The 21,553-nt window shown below is 38.8% G+C and carries 21 protein-coding genes and 1 other annotated feature; of the genes, 20 read left to right on the top strand and 1 reads right to left on the bottom strand.

Translation table 11 applies throughout. The annotated features are described in order from the left end of the window. Nucleotides 1–128 precede the first annotated feature (128 nt). The 18 genes from FCL54_RS11100 (at nucleotide 129) to FCL54_RS11005 (ending at nucleotide 17,226) form a co-directional block, all read left to right on the top strand. Nucleotides 129–521, top strand: coding sequence for a MerR family transcriptional regulator (locus FCL54_RS11100; protein ID WP_138126386.1), 393 nt, complete (start codon nucleotides 129–131; stop codon nucleotides 519–521). Continuing rightward, nucleotides 518–1,744, top strand: a complete 1,227-nt coding sequence (locus FCL54_RS11095) for an MFS transporter (protein WP_138126384.1) — start codon at nucleotides 518–520, stop codon at nucleotides 1,742–1,744. Before FCL54_RS11100 ends, FCL54_RS11095 begins: the two co-directional genes overlap by 4 nt. A 135-nt stretch (nucleotides 1,745–1,879) precedes the next feature. Then, the gene (locus tag FCL54_RS11090; protein ID WP_138126382.1) at nucleotides 1,880–2,470 is read left to right on the top strand and encodes a kinase; all 591 of its coding nucleotides are present in this window, start codon (nucleotides 1,880–1,882) and stop codon (nucleotides 2,468–2,470) included. 22 nt (nucleotides 2,471–2,492) lie between these two features. Then, nucleotides 2,493–3,434, top strand: coding sequence for a hypothetical protein (locus tag FCL54_RS11085; RefSeq protein ID WP_138126380.1), 942 nt, complete (start codon nucleotides 2,493–2,495; stop codon nucleotides 3,432–3,434). Nucleotides 3,435–3,468: 34 nt separating this feature from the next. Further along, nucleotides 3,469–4,215 (top strand): class I SAM-dependent methyltransferase, encoded by a 747-nt coding sequence (locus FCL54_RS11080; protein WP_138126378.1) that lies wholly within the window; start codon nucleotides 3,469–3,471, stop codon nucleotides 4,213–4,215. Between the two features lie 51 nt (nucleotides 4,216–4,266). Continuing rightward, on the top strand, nucleotides 4,267–5,121 hold the full coding sequence (locus FCL54_RS11075; RefSeq protein ID WP_138126376.1) for an MBL fold metallo-hydrolase: 855 nt from the start codon (nucleotides 4,267–4,269) through the stop codon (nucleotides 5,119–5,121). A 185-nt stretch (nucleotides 5,122–5,306) separates the two neighbouring features. Then, nucleotides 5,307–6,257 carry an ABC transporter permease subunit gene (locus FCL54_RS11070; protein WP_171016792.1) on the top strand — a complete coding sequence of 317 codons (951 nt, stop codon included), beginning with the start codon at nucleotides 5,307–5,309 and terminating at the stop codon, nucleotides 6,255–6,257. Further along, nucleotides 6,257–7,273, top strand: coding sequence for a hypothetical protein (locus FCL54_RS11060; RefSeq protein WP_171016791.1), 1,017 nt, complete (start codon nucleotides 6,257–6,259; stop codon nucleotides 7,271–7,273). Before FCL54_RS11070 ends, FCL54_RS11060 begins: the two co-directional genes overlap by 1 nt. Before the next feature lie 235 nt (nucleotides 7,274–7,508). Beyond that, a complete protein-coding gene (locus FCL54_RS11055) occupies nucleotides 7,509–7,796 on the top strand; it encodes a hypothetical protein (RefSeq protein ID WP_138126368.1) in 288 nt (95 codons plus the stop codon). A 98-nt stretch (nucleotides 7,797–7,894) separates the two neighbouring features. Next, entirely contained in the window at nucleotides 7,895–8,053 is a 159-nt protein-coding gene (locus FCL54_RS11050) for a hypothetical protein (protein ID WP_246055216.1), read from the top strand. Nucleotides 8,054–8,137: 84 nt separating this feature from the next. After that, nucleotides 8,138–8,390: a binding site (T-box leader), on the top strand. Between the two features lie 56 nt (nucleotides 8,391–8,446). Continuing rightward, nucleotides 8,447–9,010, top strand: a complete 564-nt coding sequence (locus FCL54_RS11045; protein ID WP_138126365.1) for a GNAT family N-acetyltransferase — start codon at nucleotides 8,447–8,449, stop codon at nucleotides 9,008–9,010. 117 nt (nucleotides 9,011–9,127) lie between these two features. After that, nucleotides 9,128–10,204, top strand: a complete 1,077-nt coding sequence (locus FCL54_RS11040) for a nitric oxide synthase oxygenase (RefSeq protein WP_138126363.1) — start codon at nucleotides 9,128–9,130, stop codon at nucleotides 10,202–10,204. A gap of 730 nt (nucleotides 10,205–10,934) precedes the next feature. After that, nucleotides 10,935–12,323, top strand: a complete 1,389-nt coding sequence (locus tag FCL54_RS11030) for a protoporphyrinogen oxidase (RefSeq protein WP_138126359.1) — start codon at nucleotides 10,935–10,937, stop codon at nucleotides 12,321–12,323. Nucleotides 12,324–12,560: 237 nt separating this feature from the next. Next, complete coding sequence (locus tag FCL54_RS11025; RefSeq protein WP_138126357.1) at nucleotides 12,561–13,187, top strand: class I SAM-dependent methyltransferase; 627 nt, start codon at nucleotides 12,561–12,563, stop codon at nucleotides 13,185–13,187. Between the two features lie 148 nt (nucleotides 13,188–13,335). Beyond that, nucleotides 13,336–14,208, top strand: a complete 873-nt coding sequence (locus FCL54_RS11020; protein ID WP_138126355.1) for an aminoglycoside 6-adenylyltransferase — start codon at nucleotides 13,336–13,338, stop codon at nucleotides 14,206–14,208. 48 nt (nucleotides 14,209–14,256) lie between these two features. Next, nucleotides 14,257–14,556, top strand: a complete 300-nt coding sequence (locus FCL54_RS11015) for a hypothetical protein (protein WP_138126353.1) — start codon at nucleotides 14,257–14,259, stop codon at nucleotides 14,554–14,556. 253 nt (nucleotides 14,557–14,809) lie between these two features. Next, a complete protein-coding gene (locus FCL54_RS11010) occupies nucleotides 14,810–16,288 on the top strand; it encodes a PAS domain S-box protein (RefSeq protein ID WP_138126351.1) in 1,479 nt (492 codons plus the stop codon). 506 nt (nucleotides 16,289–16,794) lie between these two features. Then, the gene (locus FCL54_RS11005; RefSeq protein ID WP_138126350.1) at nucleotides 16,795–17,226 is read left to right on the top strand and encodes an NUDIX hydrolase; all 432 of its coding nucleotides are present in this window, start codon (nucleotides 16,795–16,797) and stop codon (nucleotides 17,224–17,226) included. Between the two features lie 60 nt (nucleotides 17,227–17,286). Here the strand turns inward: FCL54_RS11005 and FCL54_RS11000 are convergent, their stop codons facing one another. Continuing rightward, complete coding sequence (locus tag FCL54_RS11000; RefSeq protein ID WP_138126348.1) at nucleotides 17,287–18,303, bottom strand: ion channel; 1,017 nt, start codon at nucleotides 18,301–18,303, stop codon at nucleotides 17,287–17,289. A 118-nt stretch (nucleotides 18,304–18,421) separates the two neighbouring features. Here FCL54_RS11000 and FCL54_RS10995 point away from each other — a divergent pair, with 118 nt between their 5' ends. Then, entirely contained in the window at nucleotides 18,422–19,786 is a 1,365-nt protein-coding gene (locus tag FCL54_RS10995) for a TrkH family potassium uptake protein (protein ID WP_138126346.1), read from the top strand. A 470-nt stretch (nucleotides 19,787–20,256) separates the two neighbouring features. Further along, a complete protein-coding gene (locus FCL54_RS10985; protein WP_138126342.1) occupies nucleotides 20,257–21,270 on the top strand; it encodes a S41 family peptidase in 1,014 nt (337 codons plus the stop codon). Nucleotides 21,271–21,553 lie beyond the last annotated feature (283 nt).

Raw genomic sequence — 21,553 nt, 5'->3', positions numbered from 1 at the left:
ACGCATAATTCTGTAAACGAAGTGTTCACCTAATATGCTTTTTGAAAAATATTTTACTTTCTTCTTGACCCTGACATTAATGTCATACTTTAAGATAAAGTTAATCGAAAAAGAAGGAGGTATTTTAATTGAAAATCAGTGAACTGTCTAAGTGGACCGGAGCCAGTGTCAGATCGATCAGGCATTACGAAGCAAAAAAATTAATTTCCTCAAAACGACTGGATAATGGATATCGAGATTTCGATGAGTCTGCTATTGAAGTTATCAAAACGATTCAATTGTATTTGGGACTGGGTTTAACCACCGACCAAATAGAGGGGATTCTGGATTGCAAACATCACAATCCCCAACCTGAAATGGATGAACTTTGTGAGGAGCTATTAGAAACATATGAAAGTAAGCTGAATGAAATCAACAATCAGATAAACTTGCTGGATGCTGTCAAACACCGGCTGGAGGAACAGGTCGAGCGCTTTAGGGAAAGAAAGGCACAGCATGATAAAACGGGTGTGCAATCATGAAAACGATCAATCGTAAAACGCTTTTCTTACCAGTCTTAGCGTTTTGTTCTTTTCTGGTCGGTTTTGACCTAATAGTTACGATTCCATTGATTCCAACGATGGCAAAGGAAACGAATATGCCGATTGAATTAGGCGGCCTGTTAGTTGCAGTTTATGCTGTTTTTTATGCCCTTTCAGCTCCTGTTTTTGGAGCGCTATCGGATCGTCTGGGAAGAAAGAAAATGCTATTATTTGGCAGCGTCGTTTTTGCATTAGCTACTGCACTAACAGGAACTGCCAGCAGTTTTGTTATGCTCCTGACCTTTCGAGCTCTCTCGGGAATAGGTGCCGGAATGGTTGGGCCGGTCGTTTTCGCGCTTGTCGGTGATCGTTACGCGTATAAAGAGCGGGGCAGGGCGATCGGAATTGTGACCGGAGCGCTTATATCCGCCTCGATTGTCGGTGTCCCGCTCGGAGGGTATGTTGCTCAGTTGTTCAGCTGGCGATTGGCTTTCTGGCTTATCGGGTTCCTATCGATAGCTTCTTCCATCGCAGTTTGGAAGTTTATACCAAATATCGCTCAAGATATACAGAAAACAGACCATTCTTTATTGGTTGTAGTTAAGCAGTTTCGAACGGCCTTATCGAATCGTTCGGTGTTTTTAGCTCTGCTGGTCACGTTGTTATATTACGGGGGACTGCAGGGGATGTTTGTGAATATAGGCACCTTTTATAGCATTAAGTTCGACTTAACATCCGGAGATATTGGGTTAGTCCTAATGACTGCAGGATTCGGGAGTGTAATCGGCAGTGTTGTTGGCGGTAGGTTAGCAGATAAATACGGGAAAAAAGTGATGATATTGGGTTCCAGTCTCGTTGTTGCTGCTTCTGTGATGGTTATCTCCATGACGAACAGTCTTGTGCCCGCTATTCTTATCAATGTGTTGTGGGCTACGGTTTACGGATTTGGCCAATCTGCATTGACGGCTCTTATTTCAGAACTTAGCCCTTCTATAAGAGGTACCGTGATGTCACTCAACAGCTCTGCCATGCATATGGGTTCAGCTCTCTTTGCCGCAATTGCAGCTTCCTTACTCCATGGAGGCAGTTTTATCTGGATAGGAATTTTTTGTGCGGCAGCAAATGTAATTGTTTTTCTAGTAACAATGATTATTAGAGAGCGACAACCAAAAGAAGTAAGAAGAGCTAGAACTGCAAAAGATATATCCATGGAAAGAGCATAAATATCATATGAGAGCGATTCTTGGAAAGAGTCGTTTCTTTTTATTGGAAAAAATTTAAAGGGTCACGTTAGGTTTTAGCGAAAAGATTATGAGAGATGATTTGATACTGATTACTTGTAAAAGCGAGGGAGTCCTTTGAGCAAAGAAATTACAACTATTATAGAACAGGTATCAGAATTTGAAGGACGTTTTGTTCTTGGTATTGATGGGTTAAGCAGATCCGGAAAAACAACGCTTGTAAGAAACCTTGAATTGCAGTTAATGAAGGAAGAGATTCCTTGTTATATTTTCCATATCGATGACCATATTGAAGAACGGAAAAAACGATACGGAACAGGGAAAGAAGAATGGTATGAGTATTATGCTTTGCAATGGGATACGAAGTGGCTGGAAGAAAACTTTTTCAAGAAACTAAAAGATTCGCAACAGCTCGACCTCCCCTTTTATGATAATGAATCAGACTCACGGAGCAATCAAATCGTCACGCTTCCTGAAAATGGTGTGATCATAGTCGAAGGAGTTTTTCTGCAGAGAAAAGAGTGGAGAAGTTATTTTGATTATGTCGTTTATCTCGATTGTCCGAGAGAACGGCGGTTTTTTCGTGAAAGCGAACCGACCCAAAAATCCATCGAAAAGTTTTTAAAAAGATATTGGAAGGCGGAAGATTTTTATTTGGAATCAGAGGAACCGATTAAAAGAGCAAACCTTGTTTTAAGACAGGAGTAGTTTTTAAAAGGGGAGTTTAAAGGTGAAAAAGGTGTCAAGGAGTGAGTTTGAAAAAGCAAAAGAGTTTATACAATCAAAAGCTAGAGACCTAGAACAAGCCCGATTTGAGTTTCTATTGAAAAACGGAAGCAAAGAGAATGTGATGGAATTTTTAAAACCTTATCAGAATGAAGATGGCGGCTTTGGACATGGTATTGAGCCTGATTTCTGGTTACCGAAATCATCTCCTATGGCTACATGGGCAGCAGGACAAATATTGATCGAAGTAGGTGCGGACGCAAATGATCCAGTGGTAGAGTCGATGATTTCTTATTTAGTTGAAACCTATCATCTGGAAACAGGAATGTGGTGTTCTGTACTGCCTGAAAATAATGATCATCCACATGCACCATGGTGGCACTGGCGAAAAGGAGTACAAGATAACTGGATGTTTAATCCAGGGGCAGAACTGGCTGCGTTTCTAGTCCACTGGTCTTCTGAAGAAAGTCCGGCTGCTCATATAGGTTGGAGTTCCATTGAAAAAGCAGTTGCCTATTTGATGGAACAGACTGAAATGGACAGGCACGAAATCAACAACTTTCAGCAACTCGTGAACTTATTAAAACCATCTGAAGCTGTATTTAACAGTAAGCTCGCACATTCATTGGATGACGTTTCCGAAAAAGTAATGCTGTTAGCTGTAAAATGTGTGGAAAAGGATCCTTCAACCTGGGCTGCGGGATATAAAGCTCTACCACTCGATTTTATAGATGATCCTTCCCATCCACTTTGCGAAAAATTCGGACCATTAGTTGATGAAAATCTAAACTTCTATATTGATCAAATGACAGAGGAAGGGATCTGGGATATTTCATGGAACTGGGGGAGTTATCCAAAAGAGTTTGAAGTTGCAAGGAGATACTGGAAGGGGGTTCTTGCGGTAAACAGGTATAAGCAGTTGAAGGAGTTCGGCTGTTTGGAATAGTAGAATATTTTTTAAATAAGGAGAATTTTTAGTTATGGATCATAAATCACTTAAAATAAACAAACAAAGTTGGGATCAGGCAGCAGGCCGTTTTTTTGGCAGGAATCCTCTGCCGGAGTATGGACCGCTTGCACCCAGTGAAGATCAACTGAACTTATTCGGAGATGTTACAAATTTGAAAGTATTGGATATTGGCTGTGGCAGTGGCCATTCATTACAATATATGGACAAAAGAAATGCAGGGGAACTGTGGGGAGTTGATTTGTCTAAAACACAAGTCGATTCAGCTACAAAGTTATTACAGAAATCTGTTTCTCCAGTAAAAATATTCGAATCTCCAATGGAGGAAGATCCGGGTTTGCCAGTTAATTACTTTGATGTCGTTTTTTCTATTTATGCTCTGGGATGGACAACGGATCTTGATAAAACTGTAAGAAACGTGAACAAGTATCTTAAAAAAGACGGAATATTTATTTTTAGCTGGGAGCATCCAATATATAGTCGTGTAAAACAAATAGATGGCTCGTTAAGTTTTAATAAATCATACCATGAAGAAGGTCCTTACTATCATGAGGCATGGGATCAGCCAGCGATCATGCAGCAGTTCAGGCTCAGTACATATCTGAATACATTAGTCACTAATGGTTTTAAGATAGAAAGAGTTATAGAAGATGTTTGTTTATCAGACGAAGAACTCAAGAGGCACTCGAATAGATGGTACTCTTATGATAAAGCTAAAACTCTTCCTACTACATTGATTATTAAAAGCAAAAAGCTGTAATGTATACAAGATATAATTAGAACATTATTTTAACTACGGGGAGGATTTCCATTGAAGATTGAGTTTCTTGGGACAGGCGGGGCTATGACGATACCAAGGCCACTTTGTAAATGTAAGGTCTGTACAGAAGCAAGGGATAAAGGATTGCCATTCAGCAGGATGGGGCCGAGCATATTTGTTCATGGTCCAAATCTATTAATTGATACACCGGAAGATATTTACCAACAAATTAACCGCTCAACGATTGAAAGGGTCGATGGATTCGTATTTTCACACTGGCATCCGGATCATGTGATGGGTAGAAGAGTGATCGAGTCCATTAGTGCAGATTGGATTAACTACCCTCCCGAACATAAAACAGTTGATGTTTATGTTCCAGAACAGGTAGGTGTTGATTTTGAAACATTTCTTGGTAGTGCCGACCATTTAGATTTCTTTCGTTATCAGGGATTTGCGAATATACATCAACTGAAAGATGGAGAGAGTTTTGTTTTAAATGAGACAAAAATTTCCCCATTTCGTTTAGCTGAGGATTATGTTTATGCGTTTCTGCTTGAAAGCGAAAATAAAAAAGTTCTGGTCGCGATGGATGAATTAAATAATTGGAAACCGGACAGCTCTATGCCAGAGGTTGACCTCGCAATATTGCCGGCTGGAATTTTTGAGGTGCATCCACTAAGCGGGGAGAGACTGATTGCCGAGGATCATCCGGTTTTAAAAGTGGAGTCCACGTTTGATGAAACATTAGAAGTGGTGAAAGAACTTAATGCCAAGAAAGTGATGCTAACGCACATTGAAGAAGTAAACGGACTGGGCTTTAGCGAATTGGAGGAGCTCGAAAAGAAGCTAAAAGATTCAGGTGTAAACGTAGAGTTCGCTTATGATACCCAGATGATAAATGTTTAATAGATAGAGAAGAGGTTTCAAGAGTTGCCCTTGCAGCTCTTCTTTAATTAATAACGAAAGAGCCGCAAATATTGTTTGATGTGAAACCTATTTGTATGCGGCATCGTTATAAAGGAGAAGGGGCTTGGTACGATGAAAAAAAGTAAACGAACAAGAAAATATTCTCAGGAAGCGGGATGACTAATTTGCCAGTAAAAACATTTTTACTGCAGACGATTGTCAGCTTTGTGCTGACCTCTTTTGGGATCCTTTTGATAGGTTCACTCCCTTATTTATTTTTTAATATGAAAGGACAAATAGCCGTCCTGAAACTGATAGATGAAAAAAAGCTGAATAACACGGTAGGATTATACGACTCGCTAGTATTGAATTATAAAGAATACTTTCTCCATATCGCCCATACAGTGGAATCTATCTTTTCCGGTGGATTCATCGAATACTATGCAAGGGGAAGCGAGCATACACTGTTTCCTGAATTTTTTGGAATCTACCTGCACTCCATGCTCTATCTTACCGTTGCTTTAATCATCGGTCTTTTTACAGCAGTGATGCTAACTGTATTTACTATGTATCTCTCGCCGGGAAAAAGGAGAATACCAAAAGCAATAATATTTCTGGTTGAGTCTTTGCCGGATATCTTCATTATTCTTCTTATTCAATTACTTATTATCTGGATCTATAAAAAAACTGAAATTCTTCTTTTAAATATAACGAGCGGGTTTGATGAAGAAGCTATTGTACTTCCGATCATGGTCCTGGCTATCCTTCCAGCCGTCTATATACATAAACACTTATTGCTTTCTTTTGAGGAAGAAGAGAAACGTCCATACGTTGAACTAGCATTAGGAAAAGGGTTGAAAAGAACAACGATCCTGGTGAAGCATATCTTAAGAAATTCTATTATAACGTTGTTCAATCATTTTAAAAGCATTTTTTGGTTTGCCCTCGCCAACTTATTAATGCTGGAAATTATTTTTGATATGCCGGGGTTTATGACTTTTATCTATGAAAACGGTGTTGTGAACCCGGAACTTTTAACCTACGGATTATTCATGGTCTTCATTCCTTTTTTTATATTTTTCACAACAGGTAAATGGATATTAGATAGCTTGTTCGATATTGGAGGCGGATATTAATGGGTAATTGGCTTTTCTTTATTAAAAGGCCTCTTGTTCTGCTGGGAATAGCGTTTATCCTTACTCTTCTTCTTAGCAGTTTTGCATACAGCCCATCGCTAGAAGAAGAATCAGAGCCTCAGAAGGTACTCTATGATGAGAACCATAATGTGGTGGCGCTTGCACCTTTTCCGCCTTCTGCCAAGTTTCCAATAGGCAGTGACCTGGACGGAAACAGTTTTTTATTGAAGATTATAGAAGGAGCAAAGTATACGATTGGTCTCTCTATTGTTGTTGCATTTGGAAGAATGCTTTTATCCTTTGTTGGAGGGATCATGCTTTATTTGCTTCCCGGCCCTTTCCGTATCACGTTAACAGGTCTTGCTGACTCACTTCATTATGCTCCTTTAACTGTTTTTACTTACATCTTAATCGCACCTGTTGTTGTAGTTTTTAGCTGGAGCTATGATACATCCACTAAAATCATCTATCCGATGATCATCTTGATGCTTGTCAGTGTACCTGTATTATCCATTTATATAATGAATGAGCTTAATGCGATCACGAAAAAAGAGTTTATTGCAAGCTCCAGAATAATGGGAGGAGGTTTTTTCCACATTTATCGGAAACATGTCGTTCCTTTCATAAACCCGAAATTATGGCTTCTTTTTGTACAACAGGTTGGACAGGTGCTTATAATTTTTGCCCACCTGGGACTTCTGAAGGTATTTATTGGCGGAACGGATATAAGAGTCATCGAATACGATCAGAAAACAGGCGAACCGATAAAGGCAGCTTTTTCAATGTCAAACGAGTGGGCGGGGCTCATTGCCCAAAACTTTCAGTATGCTACTTCTTATCCCTGGATGGTCCTTGCTCCGGTATCGGCATTTGCCTTAACGATTTTATCGATTAACTGTATTGTTTACGAGTTGAAAAATCCCATTATTCTAAAGAAACAAAGAAAAAAACGACAGGCTGAAAAGGTGAGGGAAAGCCATTCAGTTACCCCGGAGAGCTTTCAGTTCAAAGGTTAACCTTAAAGTAATGGAAAGAAAGCATTCACTTAATAAAGAGAAGGATTTTATAAAGATTGTATTTAATGGCTGTATTTATTGATAGCTATTGTTAATTTGACATCAAGAATTTATAAGGTGTGTCTCACGGCGATTGAACAGCACTAGTTATGTGGGTTGTGATGCTTTCTTTGGCGGGGGTATAACTTAAGCACCTTTCTTAAGCTGCATAATCTTCAAAAAAGGAGTTTTCATCGTGCCAAAAACTTTACCAGGAAAGCTATCTGCGCTATTCTTGCTTGTCTTCATCATGCAAATCATTCTTTTTCTTGTTTCTGTTCTCAGCAACAATGGGTTCGGAGCTATCGTGACCTTTATTCAGTTAGCTCCTTTCACTGCTTTGTTGGGGATAATCTTTGGGATAATCGGGACTGCCAGGGAAAGTGGAAAAGGTAGATCGATTTCCATTGCAACGGTCTCTATCGGCAGTATCTTTGCAGGGATAGCTATTTTCTTTATGTTCATCTGGTCTTTTGGCGGGTGAAAGCCTTCAAAGTCATTGAAAACAAGTTATAATAAAGAAAGAGTTGCAAAGATTGGGAGGAGTTTAGACTGGTTAAGAATTTGCCGTTGCTGGCAGCGATGTTAGTAATAGGATGGAGCGTCACGGTTATTGCGGTAAACTCTCATTCACATCCCTGGATGGAGTTAGGTATGCTTGTAGTCGGTGTGATCTTAAATATCTGGAGCATGATCGGTATCATATTGCATTTTCGATTAAAAAAGCAAAATAAAATATAACAGGTCATCCTGTCCAGCCATTTCTGGGTAATGTTAGAATGATTGACAAATATTGAAAGTATGCTAATCTAATAAAAATCAAATCACTTAGTGATGAAGAGAAGAGTAGTAATGGAAGCCCGTTCACAGAGAGCTCCTGTTTTAGCTGAAAGGGAGCAACAGTCACCATTACGAAAAAAACCTCTGAGCTTCTTACGGAACTGTTCATTAGATACAGGGATAGTAAGACGGTTTCTTCCGTTACCAGGATAGGCTATGACAGTAGCTGAAGAGGCCGATATGGCGACATATTGGCAAACTGAGGTGGTACCGCGAAGTCACAACTCTCGTCCTCAAGATCTAAGGTCTTGGGGGTGAGAGTTTTTTTGTTTTTTTAATAAGGAGGGGAAAATAATGGATCCAATAATGTTAGATTTACCATCTCAGCTTGCAACAGAAAGACTATTTTTAAGGGCGCCGTTATTACAAGGTGACGGGCCGATTGTCAACGAGGCAATAAGGGAATCATACGATGAATTAAGAATGTGGCTGCCATTTGCGCAGACCATCCCGGCAGTCGAGGAAACTGAAATCAACTTGAGAAAAGCACATATTAAATTCTTAGAAAGAGAAAGTTTTCGATTTCTTATCTTTCATAAAGAAAGCAATCATTTCATTGGGACAGCAAGTATTCAGGGAATAGACTGGGATATTCCCAAAGGTGAAATCGGGTACTGGATAAACACAAAGTACAGTGGAAACGGATATATGACTGAAGCAGTCAGGGAATTGGCGGATCTCGGAATGAGTCATCTTCAGTTCAATAGAATGGAAATCAGGTGTGAATCCGAAAACGTTAAAAGCCGTTCTATCCCTGAAAAATTGGGGTTTTCCTTAGAAGGAATCCTTAGAAATGAAGACCTGTCAGCTGATGGAAAAAGGTTAACAGATACCTGCATTTATGCGATAACTGGATAAAAACGTCATGTAATCGTAAAAGCTCCCGACATAGTTGCTTTTGTATTTTTGTTATAATAAGTCAGCATTACAGGGAAACGTAATAGCAAGACGACAAAGAACAAAGGCGGTCTTAGTTTGAATACTGAGCTTTTTTCGGAAGCAAAAGAATTTATCCACCAGTGTTATAAGGAATTGGGGAAATCGTTTGATGAAACGACGAAAAGATTAGAGGAAATAGAAGAACAAATCCGAGAACAAAATCATTATGAGCATACATTTGAAGAATTGGAACACGGAGCAAAAATGGCCTGGCGCAACAGCAACCGTTGTATCGGCAGGTTGTATTGGAACAGTCTTACCGTTTTCGACAAACGTGAAATAGAATCGGATGAGGAAATCAGGGATGCATTATTTAACCATATCGATTATGCGACGAACGACGGGAAGATCAAAGCTGCGATCACTGTTTTTAAACCGGATGTGGAAGGCGAACAGCAATTGCGGATTCTGAATCACCAGCTGATCCGTTATGCAGGCTATGAAACAGAAAACGGAGTAATAGGAGACCCTCATTCTCTGGAATTTACGAAAAAATGCCAGCAGATGGGTTGGACGTCGGAAAAAACACCGTTCGATGTGTTACCGCTTGTTATCCAGAAAGGAAGTAACTCTCCCGTGCTTTTTGAACTTCCTGAAGATAAAGTATTGGAAGTTCCGATTCGCCACCCTGATTATGATTGGTTTGAGGAGCTAAACATCAAGTGGTATGCTGTACCGTTCATTTCCGATATGAGGTTAGAAATCGGAGGCATCCAATATTCTGCCGCTCCTTTTAACGGGTGGTATATGGGAACGGAGATCGGCGCAAGGAATTTAGCGGATGATAACAGGTATAACTTGTTGCCAGACATTGCATCCAAAATGAATCTGGATGTCACAAAAAATTACTCGCTCTGGAAAGACCGGGCACTGGTCGAGCTTAATTATGCGGTACTGGATTCTTATAAAAAAGCCGGAGTGACCATCGTCGACCATCACAGTGCAGCGCAACAGTTCAAGCATTTTGAAAAAAAGGAAGAGGCTGCAGACCGAAAAGTTACCGGGAACTGGACGTGGCTTATTCCACCGGTTTCCCCTGCGACTACCCACATCTTTCACAAGCCATACAAAAATGAGATCATAAAACCTAACTTCTTTTATCAGAAAGGCTAAGGACAGAAGTTCTTAGCTTTTTCTTTTGGATGCCTTCAATAGAAATTATAAGCTAATCGAAAAGTTTATAAGAGGTTCAGGAAGTTTTTTAAGAGGTTCGAGGCGGGTTATAAGAGGTTATGAGGAGCTTTTAAGAGGTTCAGAGAGGTTTATAGGAGGTTCGGAGAGATTTATAGGAGGTTCGGAGAGGTTTATAAGAGGTTCGTGGAGGTTTATAGGAGGTTCAGCGCATTTCTTCAGGGTTTCAGCGGGACTTTTCGGTAGTTCAACGCAATCTTTCGGAGTTTGGGCGAGTCTAGTGGAGATTCCAGGAAATCTTTCAATAACCACCCGGGAAAAATTTTAATTAAAGACATTTATTCTAGTTTCAAACTAGCTTATTCCAGCTTCACCACCTTTTATTCTAGCTTCAAAACAGCTTATTCGTAGTTCAAAGATACTTGTTCTGTTTTCAGAAGGATTTGTTCCTGCTTCACGCCAATTTATTCTATCTTCGGAACAATTTATTCCCGTTTCAGCACTTTAGCTCCAACTCTCCCCGTTTTCACACTCACAAAGTGACGACACTCACAGAATTTCCCCCGTATTCCCCGTAAACTAAATCAAGAAAGAGAAGCAAATAGTGTATGTTTCTCTTGTCAAAGTTAAATTTGTTACAATAAAGAGTACTTACAATCGGAAAGTATTTTAAACTAGATGAAATCAGTTGGACCAGACAGGAGTGAGCGGCTTGAAAACAGCAGTTGTTGTCGGTGGCGGGATCACAGGATTATCTGCCATTTATTATTTACAAAAAATGAAGGAAGAAAAGGGATTGGATTTAAAGCTGGTCCTTGTTGAACAAAATAAAGATCTTGGCGGAAAAATATCGACGGTAAAAAACGATGGGTTTACGATCGAAACGGGAGCGGATTCGATTGTCGCACGCAACGAAGGCGTCATGCCATTGATCGAGGAGCTTGGCCTTGAGGATGAGATGGTGTATAACACGACCGGGATATCCTACATCTATACGAACAATGAGCTGCATGCGATTCCGGCAGATACCATCTTTGGAATTCCGATGAGTGTAGAAGCGTTATTCAACAGTACACTCGTTTCTGAAAAAGGGAAAAAAGAAGCGCTGAAAGATCTCGAGACGAAGAACGAGCACTTTACGAAAGAAAGCTCGATCGGAGAGTTCCTGGAAGTTTTTCTTGGAAAAGAACTGGTTGAGAAGCAAATTGCTCCCGTACTCTCAGGCGTTTATTCAGGAAAGCTCGACAAGTTGACGATCGCTTCAACGCTTCCTTACCTGCTCGATTATAAAAATAAATACGGCAGCATCATCAAAGGGTTAGAGGAAAATAAAGAAAAGTTCAAGTCTTCGTCAAAGGGAAAGTTCGTATCCTTTGAAAACGGCCTTTCAACCCTGATCGATAAGCTCGAGGAAAAAGCGAACGACGCTCTTGTTTTAAAAGGTGCAAAAACTTCAAGCATCACAAAAAGTAACGATAAATATGAGCTTTCCTTTGAAAACCATGAAACACTGGAAGCGGATTATGTTGTGTTAGCGACACCACACAATGTTGCACAAAAGTTGCTGTCGGATGAAACGGTGGATGAGGACTTCAATAGATTTAAGAATTCATCGCTCATTAGCATCTACCTCGGCTTTGATATACCGGACGACGAGCTTCCGGCTGATGGCACAGGTTTTATCGTTTCGGAAAACACGGACGTGAAGTGTGATGCCTGCACATGGACCAGCAGAAAATGGTCACATACTTCAAAGAACAGCAATTTGCTCGTTCGGCTTTTTTATAAAAGTTCCAATTCTAATTATGAGTCGTTGAAGGAGTTAAATGAAGGGGAGCTAGCGCAGGTGGCTTTATCGGACATTGAAAAAAGCCTTAAGATCGAGGGGAAGCCGCGGTCAATTGAAGTAACGAATTGGAAAGACATGATGCCGAATTATAACCTCGGGCACAGCGAGGCGATCGAATCCTTGAATGAGAAGCTGGCAGCTGATTATCCTGATATTTATCTAGCCGGTGCTTCCTATTACGGAGTCGGAATCGGAGCATGTATTGTAAACGGGAAAGAAACTGCTGAGAAGATCGCAAACCAGTTGAAATAGCAGGAACTACGTGGCGTGCTGTTTGAAAGACAAATGGCACGCCACTTTTGTGTCTGAACTCTTCAGAATTATGTTACTATTTACATAGATTAAGAAAAGGTGGGGATCTCAATGAAACAGAATCAATCACCAACAAATCAAAACGTTTTTTATATAAGAGAAGGGCAGCCTGTCGATTAGTAAGAATACATAATTACATAATCGAATCTCGGCGCCCATTCAATTAGGAGGGTATTCATGTTAAGCAAGCAGGGATTTGATTTATGGGCAAATGAATATGATAAAACGGTTCAAGTAAGCGAAGAGAATAACGTATATCCATTTGCCGGATACAAAAAGATATTGAACACTATTTTCAATGAAGTAATGCAGAACGAAGAGTCACAGGTATTAGACATCGGATTTGGCACAGGTGTGTTAACTGGTAAGCTTTATGAAAATAACCACACGATCCATGGCATCGATTTTTCAGCAAAAATGATCGAGATCGCGAAATCTAAAATGCCGCAAGCACTTCTCTTAGAATGGGACATTTCCAAAGGGGTGCCTGAAGAGATAAAAGAAAACAAGTATGATGCGATCATCAGCACCTATGCGCTTCATCATTTGCCAGATGATGAAAAAGTTACCTTTATAAAGGAACTGCAGACCATACTTTCTGAGGAAGGTAAAATTTTTATTGGAGATATTGCCTTTCAATCCCGTAACAAGCTTGAAAAGTGCAGAAGGGACAATATTGATTACTGGGACGAAGAGGAATTCTATTTTGTCTTTGACGAATTGAAACAGGCACTCAGGAATGTTGGCTGTTGTGAGTTTCATCCCATATCCCATTGCGGCGGGGTAATTGTAATCTCTAAATAAAGATTTTTAAAAAGAAAGGATGATTTTATGAAGAAGAACCTGACTGGATTATAACGTGTAAACTTAACACCACTGGCAAGGCCTCCTCCTTTTTAAAAGGTGAGATAGGTAAAGGATGAATCACTTTTATGACAGGGGGAAAATAACGATGCGTACAGAACAGGAAATGATGGATGTTATACTCGGAACTGCTCAGAATGATGAGCGGATCCGGGCTGTGGTTATGAATGGGTCACGAGCCAATCCAAATGTAAAAAAAGACTTATTCCAGGATTATGATATTGTCTACATTGTAAAAGACATCGAAACGTTCACCTCGGACCATAGCTGGGTAGATCGGTTCGGGGAGCGGATCATGATGCAGATGCCGGAGGATAAAGTGCTGCCTCCAGCAGAAGAAGATGGTCGTTTTGTTTACCTGATGCAGTTTTTGGATGGCAACAGGATCGATCTTACCTTGGTTCCAGTTGAAAAAATGGGAGAACTGCTTCAACCGGATAGCCTGAGTGTGCTGCTCCTGGATAAGGATGGGCTCATCGGAGAGCTTCCTCCTTCCAGCGACAAAGACTACTTGATTAAAAAAACAACGGAGAAACAGTTTCAGGATGTTTGCAATGAATTCTGGTGGATCTGCATGAACATCAGCAAGGGGCTATGGCGGGAAGAACTCTCTTATGCGATGGTGATGTACGAACAGGTTAACAGGAATGTCCTGATCCGGATGCTGGAATGGAAGATCGGCATTGAAACAAACTTTGAAAAAAGTGCCGGCAAGTTCGGTAAGTATTTTAAAGATTTCCTTGAAGAAGAAGAATGGGATACTTTTGTTGCAACATACCCAGATGCTACTTATGAAGGGATCTGGCAATCTCTTTTTACCATGTGTGACCTGTTTAGGAAAACAGCTATTTATGTAGCAGATGAATTGAACTTTAAGTATCCGTATGCTGATGACAACAGGGTTACGGATTACCTAAAAAAAGTTAAAGCTCTTCCGAAAGAAGCCGAAACGATAACATAATTTAATCTTGTAAGCCTTGGCGGTGCTCTTATATGGGGCACCGTTTTTTTGCTGAATAAAACGGGCCTTTTGCATCAGGAAGAAAATCACTCGATAATCGAACGTTTGTTCTGTAAAATGGAAACAGACAGCAAGAATCACTTTGAAAAGGTAACGTTGGATACAGGGAAAATTAGAGAAGTTGAAAGGAGAATGAGCGTGGAGAATAATTATGTTCTTAGCTTTACTATCGAAAATAAAAAAAGGGAAGTTAGTAGAATCGGTGACCGATATTATTATCAGGGAGTGAAAGAAGGAATCGAGGTTAAAAAAGGCAAGAATAGATTTTTAAACGATGGTTCTATCTAACTTTTGGTATGAAAAAGAATATCGTATTTATTAGCCCCGATGAAAATCGTTAGGGGCTAATTTTTATGTCTTGTAAACAGGGAAAATTGAACACTTGATTTGTTTTTATTTGAAGATTTGGAAGATTTTATTAGGAGGAATTACCTGATTTTTTCATTTAAACGAGAAATTGTTTAGTAAAATAGAATTATCGTAACATTTCGCAGGAATTCAAGAAAATACAGGGAATTAACATCCAAGGGGGGATGAATAGATGGTTGTCAGGAAAAAGGCAGAAGAAATTGACATTCAAAGACTTGAGCGCGAAAATAAACAATTAAGCTCATTAAATTCCTTATATAAAGAAGAATTGTCGATTTCACACTCTCTACTTGAGAACGCTTACAACATCATCTTTAAAGTAAAAAAGCTAGAAGATGGCAGCTTTTTATACACTTCTGCACATGGGAAGCATGCTTCTGAAGTTGGCTTAAGAACGATAGAGCTAGTTGGAAGAACGGTTGATGAAGTATTCCCTCCAAACATCGCTGAAATCTTTAAAGAGCGATATGCAACTGCTTTTACAGGAAAGGTTGTCCAATATGAGACAGCTTTATATGATCGTATTTTCCTTACTACTCTGTCCCCGATTGTGCAGGATGGAAAAGTTGTTGAAGTAGTAGCTACTTCATTTGATATAACTGAAAAAAAAGAAATGGAACAAAAAATTATCGAGAGCGAGAAAAAGTACAGGGGATTGTTTAACCATGCCCTTGATGGAATTATTTTATTAGATGATAAAGGTGGATTTGTTGAAGTTAACGATTCTGCTGTTGAATTGTTCCAGGTCTCCAGGGAAGAACTGTTAAAAACATCGTTGGATAAGTTTATTCATCCTGAATACAAATCCGCAAATGAACAGAATCTGCGGGAATTATTGGAAAAAGGGGAAGGGACTGGCCAGGTTTTATTGAAAATATTGGATGGAGTTTCTATTGATGTTGAATATGCTGCTGTTGCCAATGTAACACCAGGTATTCATCTTTCTGTTTTAAGGGACATTAGCGAAAGAAAACAGTTCCAGGAAGAAAAACGAAAGAATTGTGTCTTAACTGTGGTTGGAGAGCTGGCCGCAAGCTTTGCCCACGAAATCCGCAATCCATTAACTTCTGTCAAAGGATTGTTGCAATTAACAATGAAGGATAGCGGACAGGAAGAACCATATACAGAGATAGTATTCGATGAATTGCGCCAGATTGAAGCGATTATTTCAGAATACCTCCTTCTGGCTCAGCCACAAGCAAACAAGTTCGTTTATAAAAATATTCAGGATATGATCGAGCATGCAATTTCTAATATGAAAGATGAGTTAGAAAAAAGGAATATTAGTGTTGAAAGCCAAATTGAAAAGGACCTTCCACTAATCTATTGCGTGGAAGAACACTTTCAAAAGCTCTTTGTGAACTTACTTGTTAATAATATGGAATTCATGGAAACAGGAGGACATATCCATTTTAATGTTATAAGAAGCTCTGCAAAGGAGATCTGCGTAACCATAGAGGATAATGGAAAGGGACTCCCTGATTACTTACTGGAGCGAGTGGGCGAGCCTTTTTACAATACAAAAGAAAAGGGAACTGGTATTGGATTAATGGTCTGTTTTCAAATCGTGAAGTCGCATAACGGCACAATTCAAATAAAACGTAACGAACAGCAGGGAACAACAGTGGAAATCAAATTACCGGTTGATTGAACATGAATTTAAGGAAATATTTAAGGGGAAATCCGATCCATGAGTAGAAACTGGTGGTTCCTTTTAAAAAAAGCATTTACTATATGAAGGCAATCCAGGAACAGTTTAATATGGAAGAGATAAACAATAACAAAATTCTTTTCTTTATATGATTAGAAGCTGCTCTTGTAGCTTCTTTCTTAATGAAAAAAGGACAGCAGGTTCCAACGACAAGTAGAATAATAGAAATGAACCGAATAATTTAGTTAAAGCACATTAACATTGCAGGAAATACTTCACGGGAAAGAAAATAAGTTTAACAGGTTTTTGCAAATGGAATTAAAAGAGTTTGTGAGGGGAATCGAATTGGACAATAACGCTTTTATCGCTATCTTTTCCGCTTTCATGGGAGGAATAGTGTGTTTGATCATTGGATTAAATCTAAGAGGCAAAAACAAAAAGAAAAAATAACTCTTGCCTTATGATGGAGTAACTTCAACTAAATTTATAGAAAAGGGGGTAGTCAATTGGAGCAAAGGACACAAACTATTTACTCACCGCCAAAGCATATCGTTTCAGCAGCAACTATTGTAGTCAATGAACAAAGGGAAATTCTATTAATCAAGGGACCCAGAAGAGGTTGGGAGATGCCGGGCGGACAAGTTGAAGAAGGAGAGTCTTTGAAAGAGGCGGCAATAAGGGAGACGAAAGAGGAAACAGGTATTGATATCGAGGATTTGCAATTTTGTGGAGTATTCCAAAATGTAAAAGGCTCAATATGCAATACACTTTTTTTAGCTAAGCCGGTTGGAGGCACGTTAACGACTTCTCCAGAGAGCCTCGAAGTAGGGTTCTATCCTATCGAGCAAGCTTTAGAAATGGTAACTTTTATGAATTTCAGAGAGAGAATCGAATATAGCCTGGATAAAAACACCCATCCATTTTATATAGAATTTTAAATATTTGGATGACATATCTATTAGGTGTGCAAAAAAAGGAGTTTCCTTCATAGGAACTCCTTACGTTAATCTTATTTGTTGAAAAGTTTCTTGATCGCAAATAATATATAGATCTGCATTATCGGGGATGTTATCATCCATTCTTCGTATAATGCTAAAGTCGGAACCATCTGCTATCAAGTTTGCCCCCTGTTTACTTAATGCTTCAAATGCATCCCGATATGTTTTCCATTCTGGAGCAGGGTTTATTTCCCATAAATTGTCACCATACTTGTTGCTTAATAGCTGCATAAATAGCTGACTGGAGCCGTTATGTAGCATCGTTTTAGCTATTAAATGAGGAAAAGCTTCATTTGATAACACAAATTCATCAACACGTGCGTGTTTGAACATATCAATATGATCTTGATGGACAATTTCTACAATCGTATAAATTGCCTTGTTTATCTCGGCTGCATATTTCTCTATGGCTGATGTTATTAACAATGTTTTTCCGTCTGCAAAAGTTTCATCCTCACTTTTAGGAGCGAATATGGAAACGGAGTTAGCCATGGATAAATTCGCTTGTTCAAAGGTAGAAGTACTGGTAGGATTTCCGCAAATATAATGGAAACGGTCATGTTCAAACGGTGATTCTTTTAATTGATCGACCAATACGATATCTGTATCTATATGCTCTGTTATTAGTATTTCTTCCACAGTTTTTTGGGCCTTGTATGACCAGCCGATAATAACAAAATGATTTTTTCCTTTGTAGCTCAACTTCCCTTCCATTTTTAACCTCCTATAAAAAGATATCGAATCAACGATTTTGCCAATAATGATGCCAATAAGACCGATCCCTGAAAGGTATAAAAACATAGCGAACAACATTCCGGGAACAGTGACGGGGGCATAATCACCAAAGCCAGTAGTGGTGACCGTGGTTAAAACCCACCAGAATGCAATAAAGGGATTCCTGAAATTTTCTGGTTCTAAAAAATAAATAATAAAGGCACAAACGATATAAAAAATAAAAGTATATATGACAAGTTTAAGAGTATTAACCTTAACTACTTTTTTTATAATTTCAAACATTTCCTAACCTCCACAAAGTATTAAAGCTCTACCGTCATTGTATAAAGTGGTTGGTTTTTATATAGTATAGTTATTCCATAAATGGGAGTAGTTCTAAACTTAAAGGTAGTGAAAACAAATGAACGTAAAAGACGATAGAAATACACAACGCATCACTAGAAGGTTAACTTCGGTACAATTAATTGTCCTTTTCTATGTTTCAGCTGTAGTGATATCCACAATATTAGTAAGTTTACCATTCGCTCACAGACCAGGTGTTGAACTTTCCTTTGTTGATGCTGTTTTTACAGCTGTTAGTGCGGTAAGTGTTACTGGGCTAACGGTTGTTTCAACAATAGACACTTTCAATACAACAGGTTATTTTATTTCAATGTTCATTCTTCAATTTGGAGGAATCGGCATTATGACTCTTGGGACCTTTGTTTGGTTGCTGTTTGGAAAGAAAATCGGATTTAGAGAAAGACAGTTAATTATGACCGATCAAAACCGATCAACTTTTTCAGGACTGGTCCGATTAATGAAACAAATTCTAGGGCTTATTCTGTTAATAGAATTTATCGGTTTTCTTATTTTAGGAACGTACTTTATGAAATACTTCCCGACCTGGCAAGAAGCTTACATTCAGGGTGCTTTTGCTTCTGTAAGTGCGACAACAAATGCTGGCTTTGATATAACAGGCTCGTCCCTTGTACCATTTGCTCAGGATTACTTTGTTCAATTTATAAATATTACCCTTTTAATTCTTGGAGCAATCGGTTTTCCTGTATTGATCGAAGTAAAAGAATACTTAATACATAGAGGAAACTTTCCTTTTCGATTTTCACTTTATACTAAGTTAACAACCTTTACCTTTTTTGCTTTAGTCTTAATCGGAACACTTTTTATATTGGTGTTTGAACAAGGTAACTTTTTTCAAGGAAAGACGTGGCACGAATCGTTCTTTTATGCGCTTTTTCAATCGGTTACAACTAGAAATGGCGGGCTGGCAACAATGGATGTTAGCGAATTTAATAATGCAACTCTTCTTGGAATCAGTAGTTTGATGTTTATTGGAGCATCACCAAGTAGTGTGGGAGGAGGTATTCGTACAACGACATTTGCTATCGCACTTCTAAGCATTTATTCATTTGCAAAGGGAAAAAATACGATCAAAGTTTTCAACAGAGAGATTGATCAACAAGATGTAATACGTTCTTTCATTGTCATTGTTACTGCAGGAATAATTTGTTTCTTTGCTGTCATTCTTTTGATTAGATTTGAGCCATTTCATTTAATGGAAATCACTTTTGAAGTAGCATCAGCTTTTGGAACGACTGGCTTGTCAATGGGAATTACTTCTGAGCTAAGTACACCGGGAAAAATTATTATCATAGCCCTGATGTTTATTGGCCGAATTGGAATCTTTTCATTGTTATTCATTATTAGAGGAAAAGAAGTTAAAGATCGCTATCAATATCCTAAGGAGAGAGTGATCATTGGATGATAAATTTAAAAACACGGTTGAAAAGTGGACTTGTGGGTTTCGTAGTCGGATTGATTACTTCACGATTGGTTATTTTCTTATTTATTGACCATTTGAAAAGAACTATCTTTTATCACTATCCTTCTGTACTAATCACATTTGTAAGTGTTGTGTTTATGATTGTTTTTATGACTTTCTTTCCTAATTTGATAGAGTAAGGTACTAAATAGATCATACTTAACTTAATAAGGTTGCGTAATGTAGGCTATGCCCGGTTTGAGGATATAGGGTTTAGGATACAAGAATATAAAAACGGCGGCATATAGTGTACGCCGTTTTTATATTACTGCAAAAGCGAAATAAGAAAACGTTATGATAGAACAGAATGTATTCATCAGAAACTTGCCATACTCTTGCAATTTAAAAAAGAGGATTTTAAAGACTTTAAAGGAATTTCTAAATTTGATAAAAACATCGAGGAGACGAAGCTGATGGATACAGTTAAAGAAATCAATCTTAGCAAAAAAGAAATCTCTGAATTTATCTTAAAAAGCGTAGTCCTTTTGAAGAAGAACTATATTTTTCCGGAGGTGGCTGATAAGGTTTGTTCTCGTTTGGAACGCGGACTAACCGAGGGGAAATATGAGAAGCTTTCAAATCATGAGGAATTGAAAAAGAGTATTGAAGAAGACCTTCAATCTGTAAACGGGGATAAGCATCTTCATATTATGATTCAGGAAAACCATTCGGATAATGCTGAAGAAGTATCCGATGAAGAGATGGTAGCTGAATACAAAAGGGTTGCTGAAATCAATAATTACGGAATCCACCGAATCGAACGTCTGCCGGGAAATATCGGCTACATCGATCTTCGAGTGTTTTATGACATGGATACAGTTCCTGAAGCTTCTGAGTCAGCAATCAATGCGATGAACGCAATAACTCATACCGACGCCCTTATCATAGACTTAAGAAAAAATCTCGGTGGAACCGCGTATATGGTTTCACTGTTCGCAAGCTATCTTGTGAAAGAACCTACACATATAGAAAGCTTTTACAGAAAGGATGAAGATAAGACATCACAAGTTTGGACCCTGCCACATGTACCAGGGCAACTTTATCTGGACAAGCCTGTCTATATTCTTACAAGCAAGAGGACCTTCTCAGCAGGAGAACTGTTTGCTTATGCCATGAAAAACATGGGGCGAGCAGAGGTGTTCGGTGAAATCACAGGTGGCGGTGCCAATCCTGGATTTTATCATCAGGTTACAGAGCATATACGTCTCTTTATTCCTTCCGGTAGATCGATCAGTCCTGTAACAGGGGGGAACTGGGAAGGAACCGGGGTCATACCTGATCAAGAAATAACAGCTGAAGAAGCTTTAGATGCGGCATATGAAAAAGCATTAATGAAAAACAGAGAAAAATACGAAGAAAGAAAAGAGTATAGCTTCTTAGTAAAAGAAATTGATGATGTATTAGCAGAACTGCACGGCAAAAAGTAGTTATATCGAATAATTCCAGGATAAAACGCGATTTCCTCAAGAATAGGTCCGCGTTTTTTCTAATTGTCGTTAACGTCATAGCTCAGTTGAAAATTTTAAGACCAAACTTATTTTTAAGCGTCCAAATTCTTATGGAAGTAGATTCTCTATAATGTTTTCAAGGCTTAACCCCAATGGATTGAAGAGAATGGATATCGAAGAGCACCTGAAAAATGAACGCTGGAAATCTACTCTAAATGGACTGAAACGGAGAATAACGTGGAACTTTGTGATCCAGTTTTAT

The organism is Exobacillus caeni (genome assembly GCF_005747095.1).
In the GTDB taxonomy this organism is placed as follows: domain Bacteria; phylum Bacillota; class Bacilli; order Bacillales; family Guptibacillaceae; genus Exobacillus; species Exobacillus caeni.
This window is presented reverse-complemented; position numbering and strand designations above follow the sequence as displayed.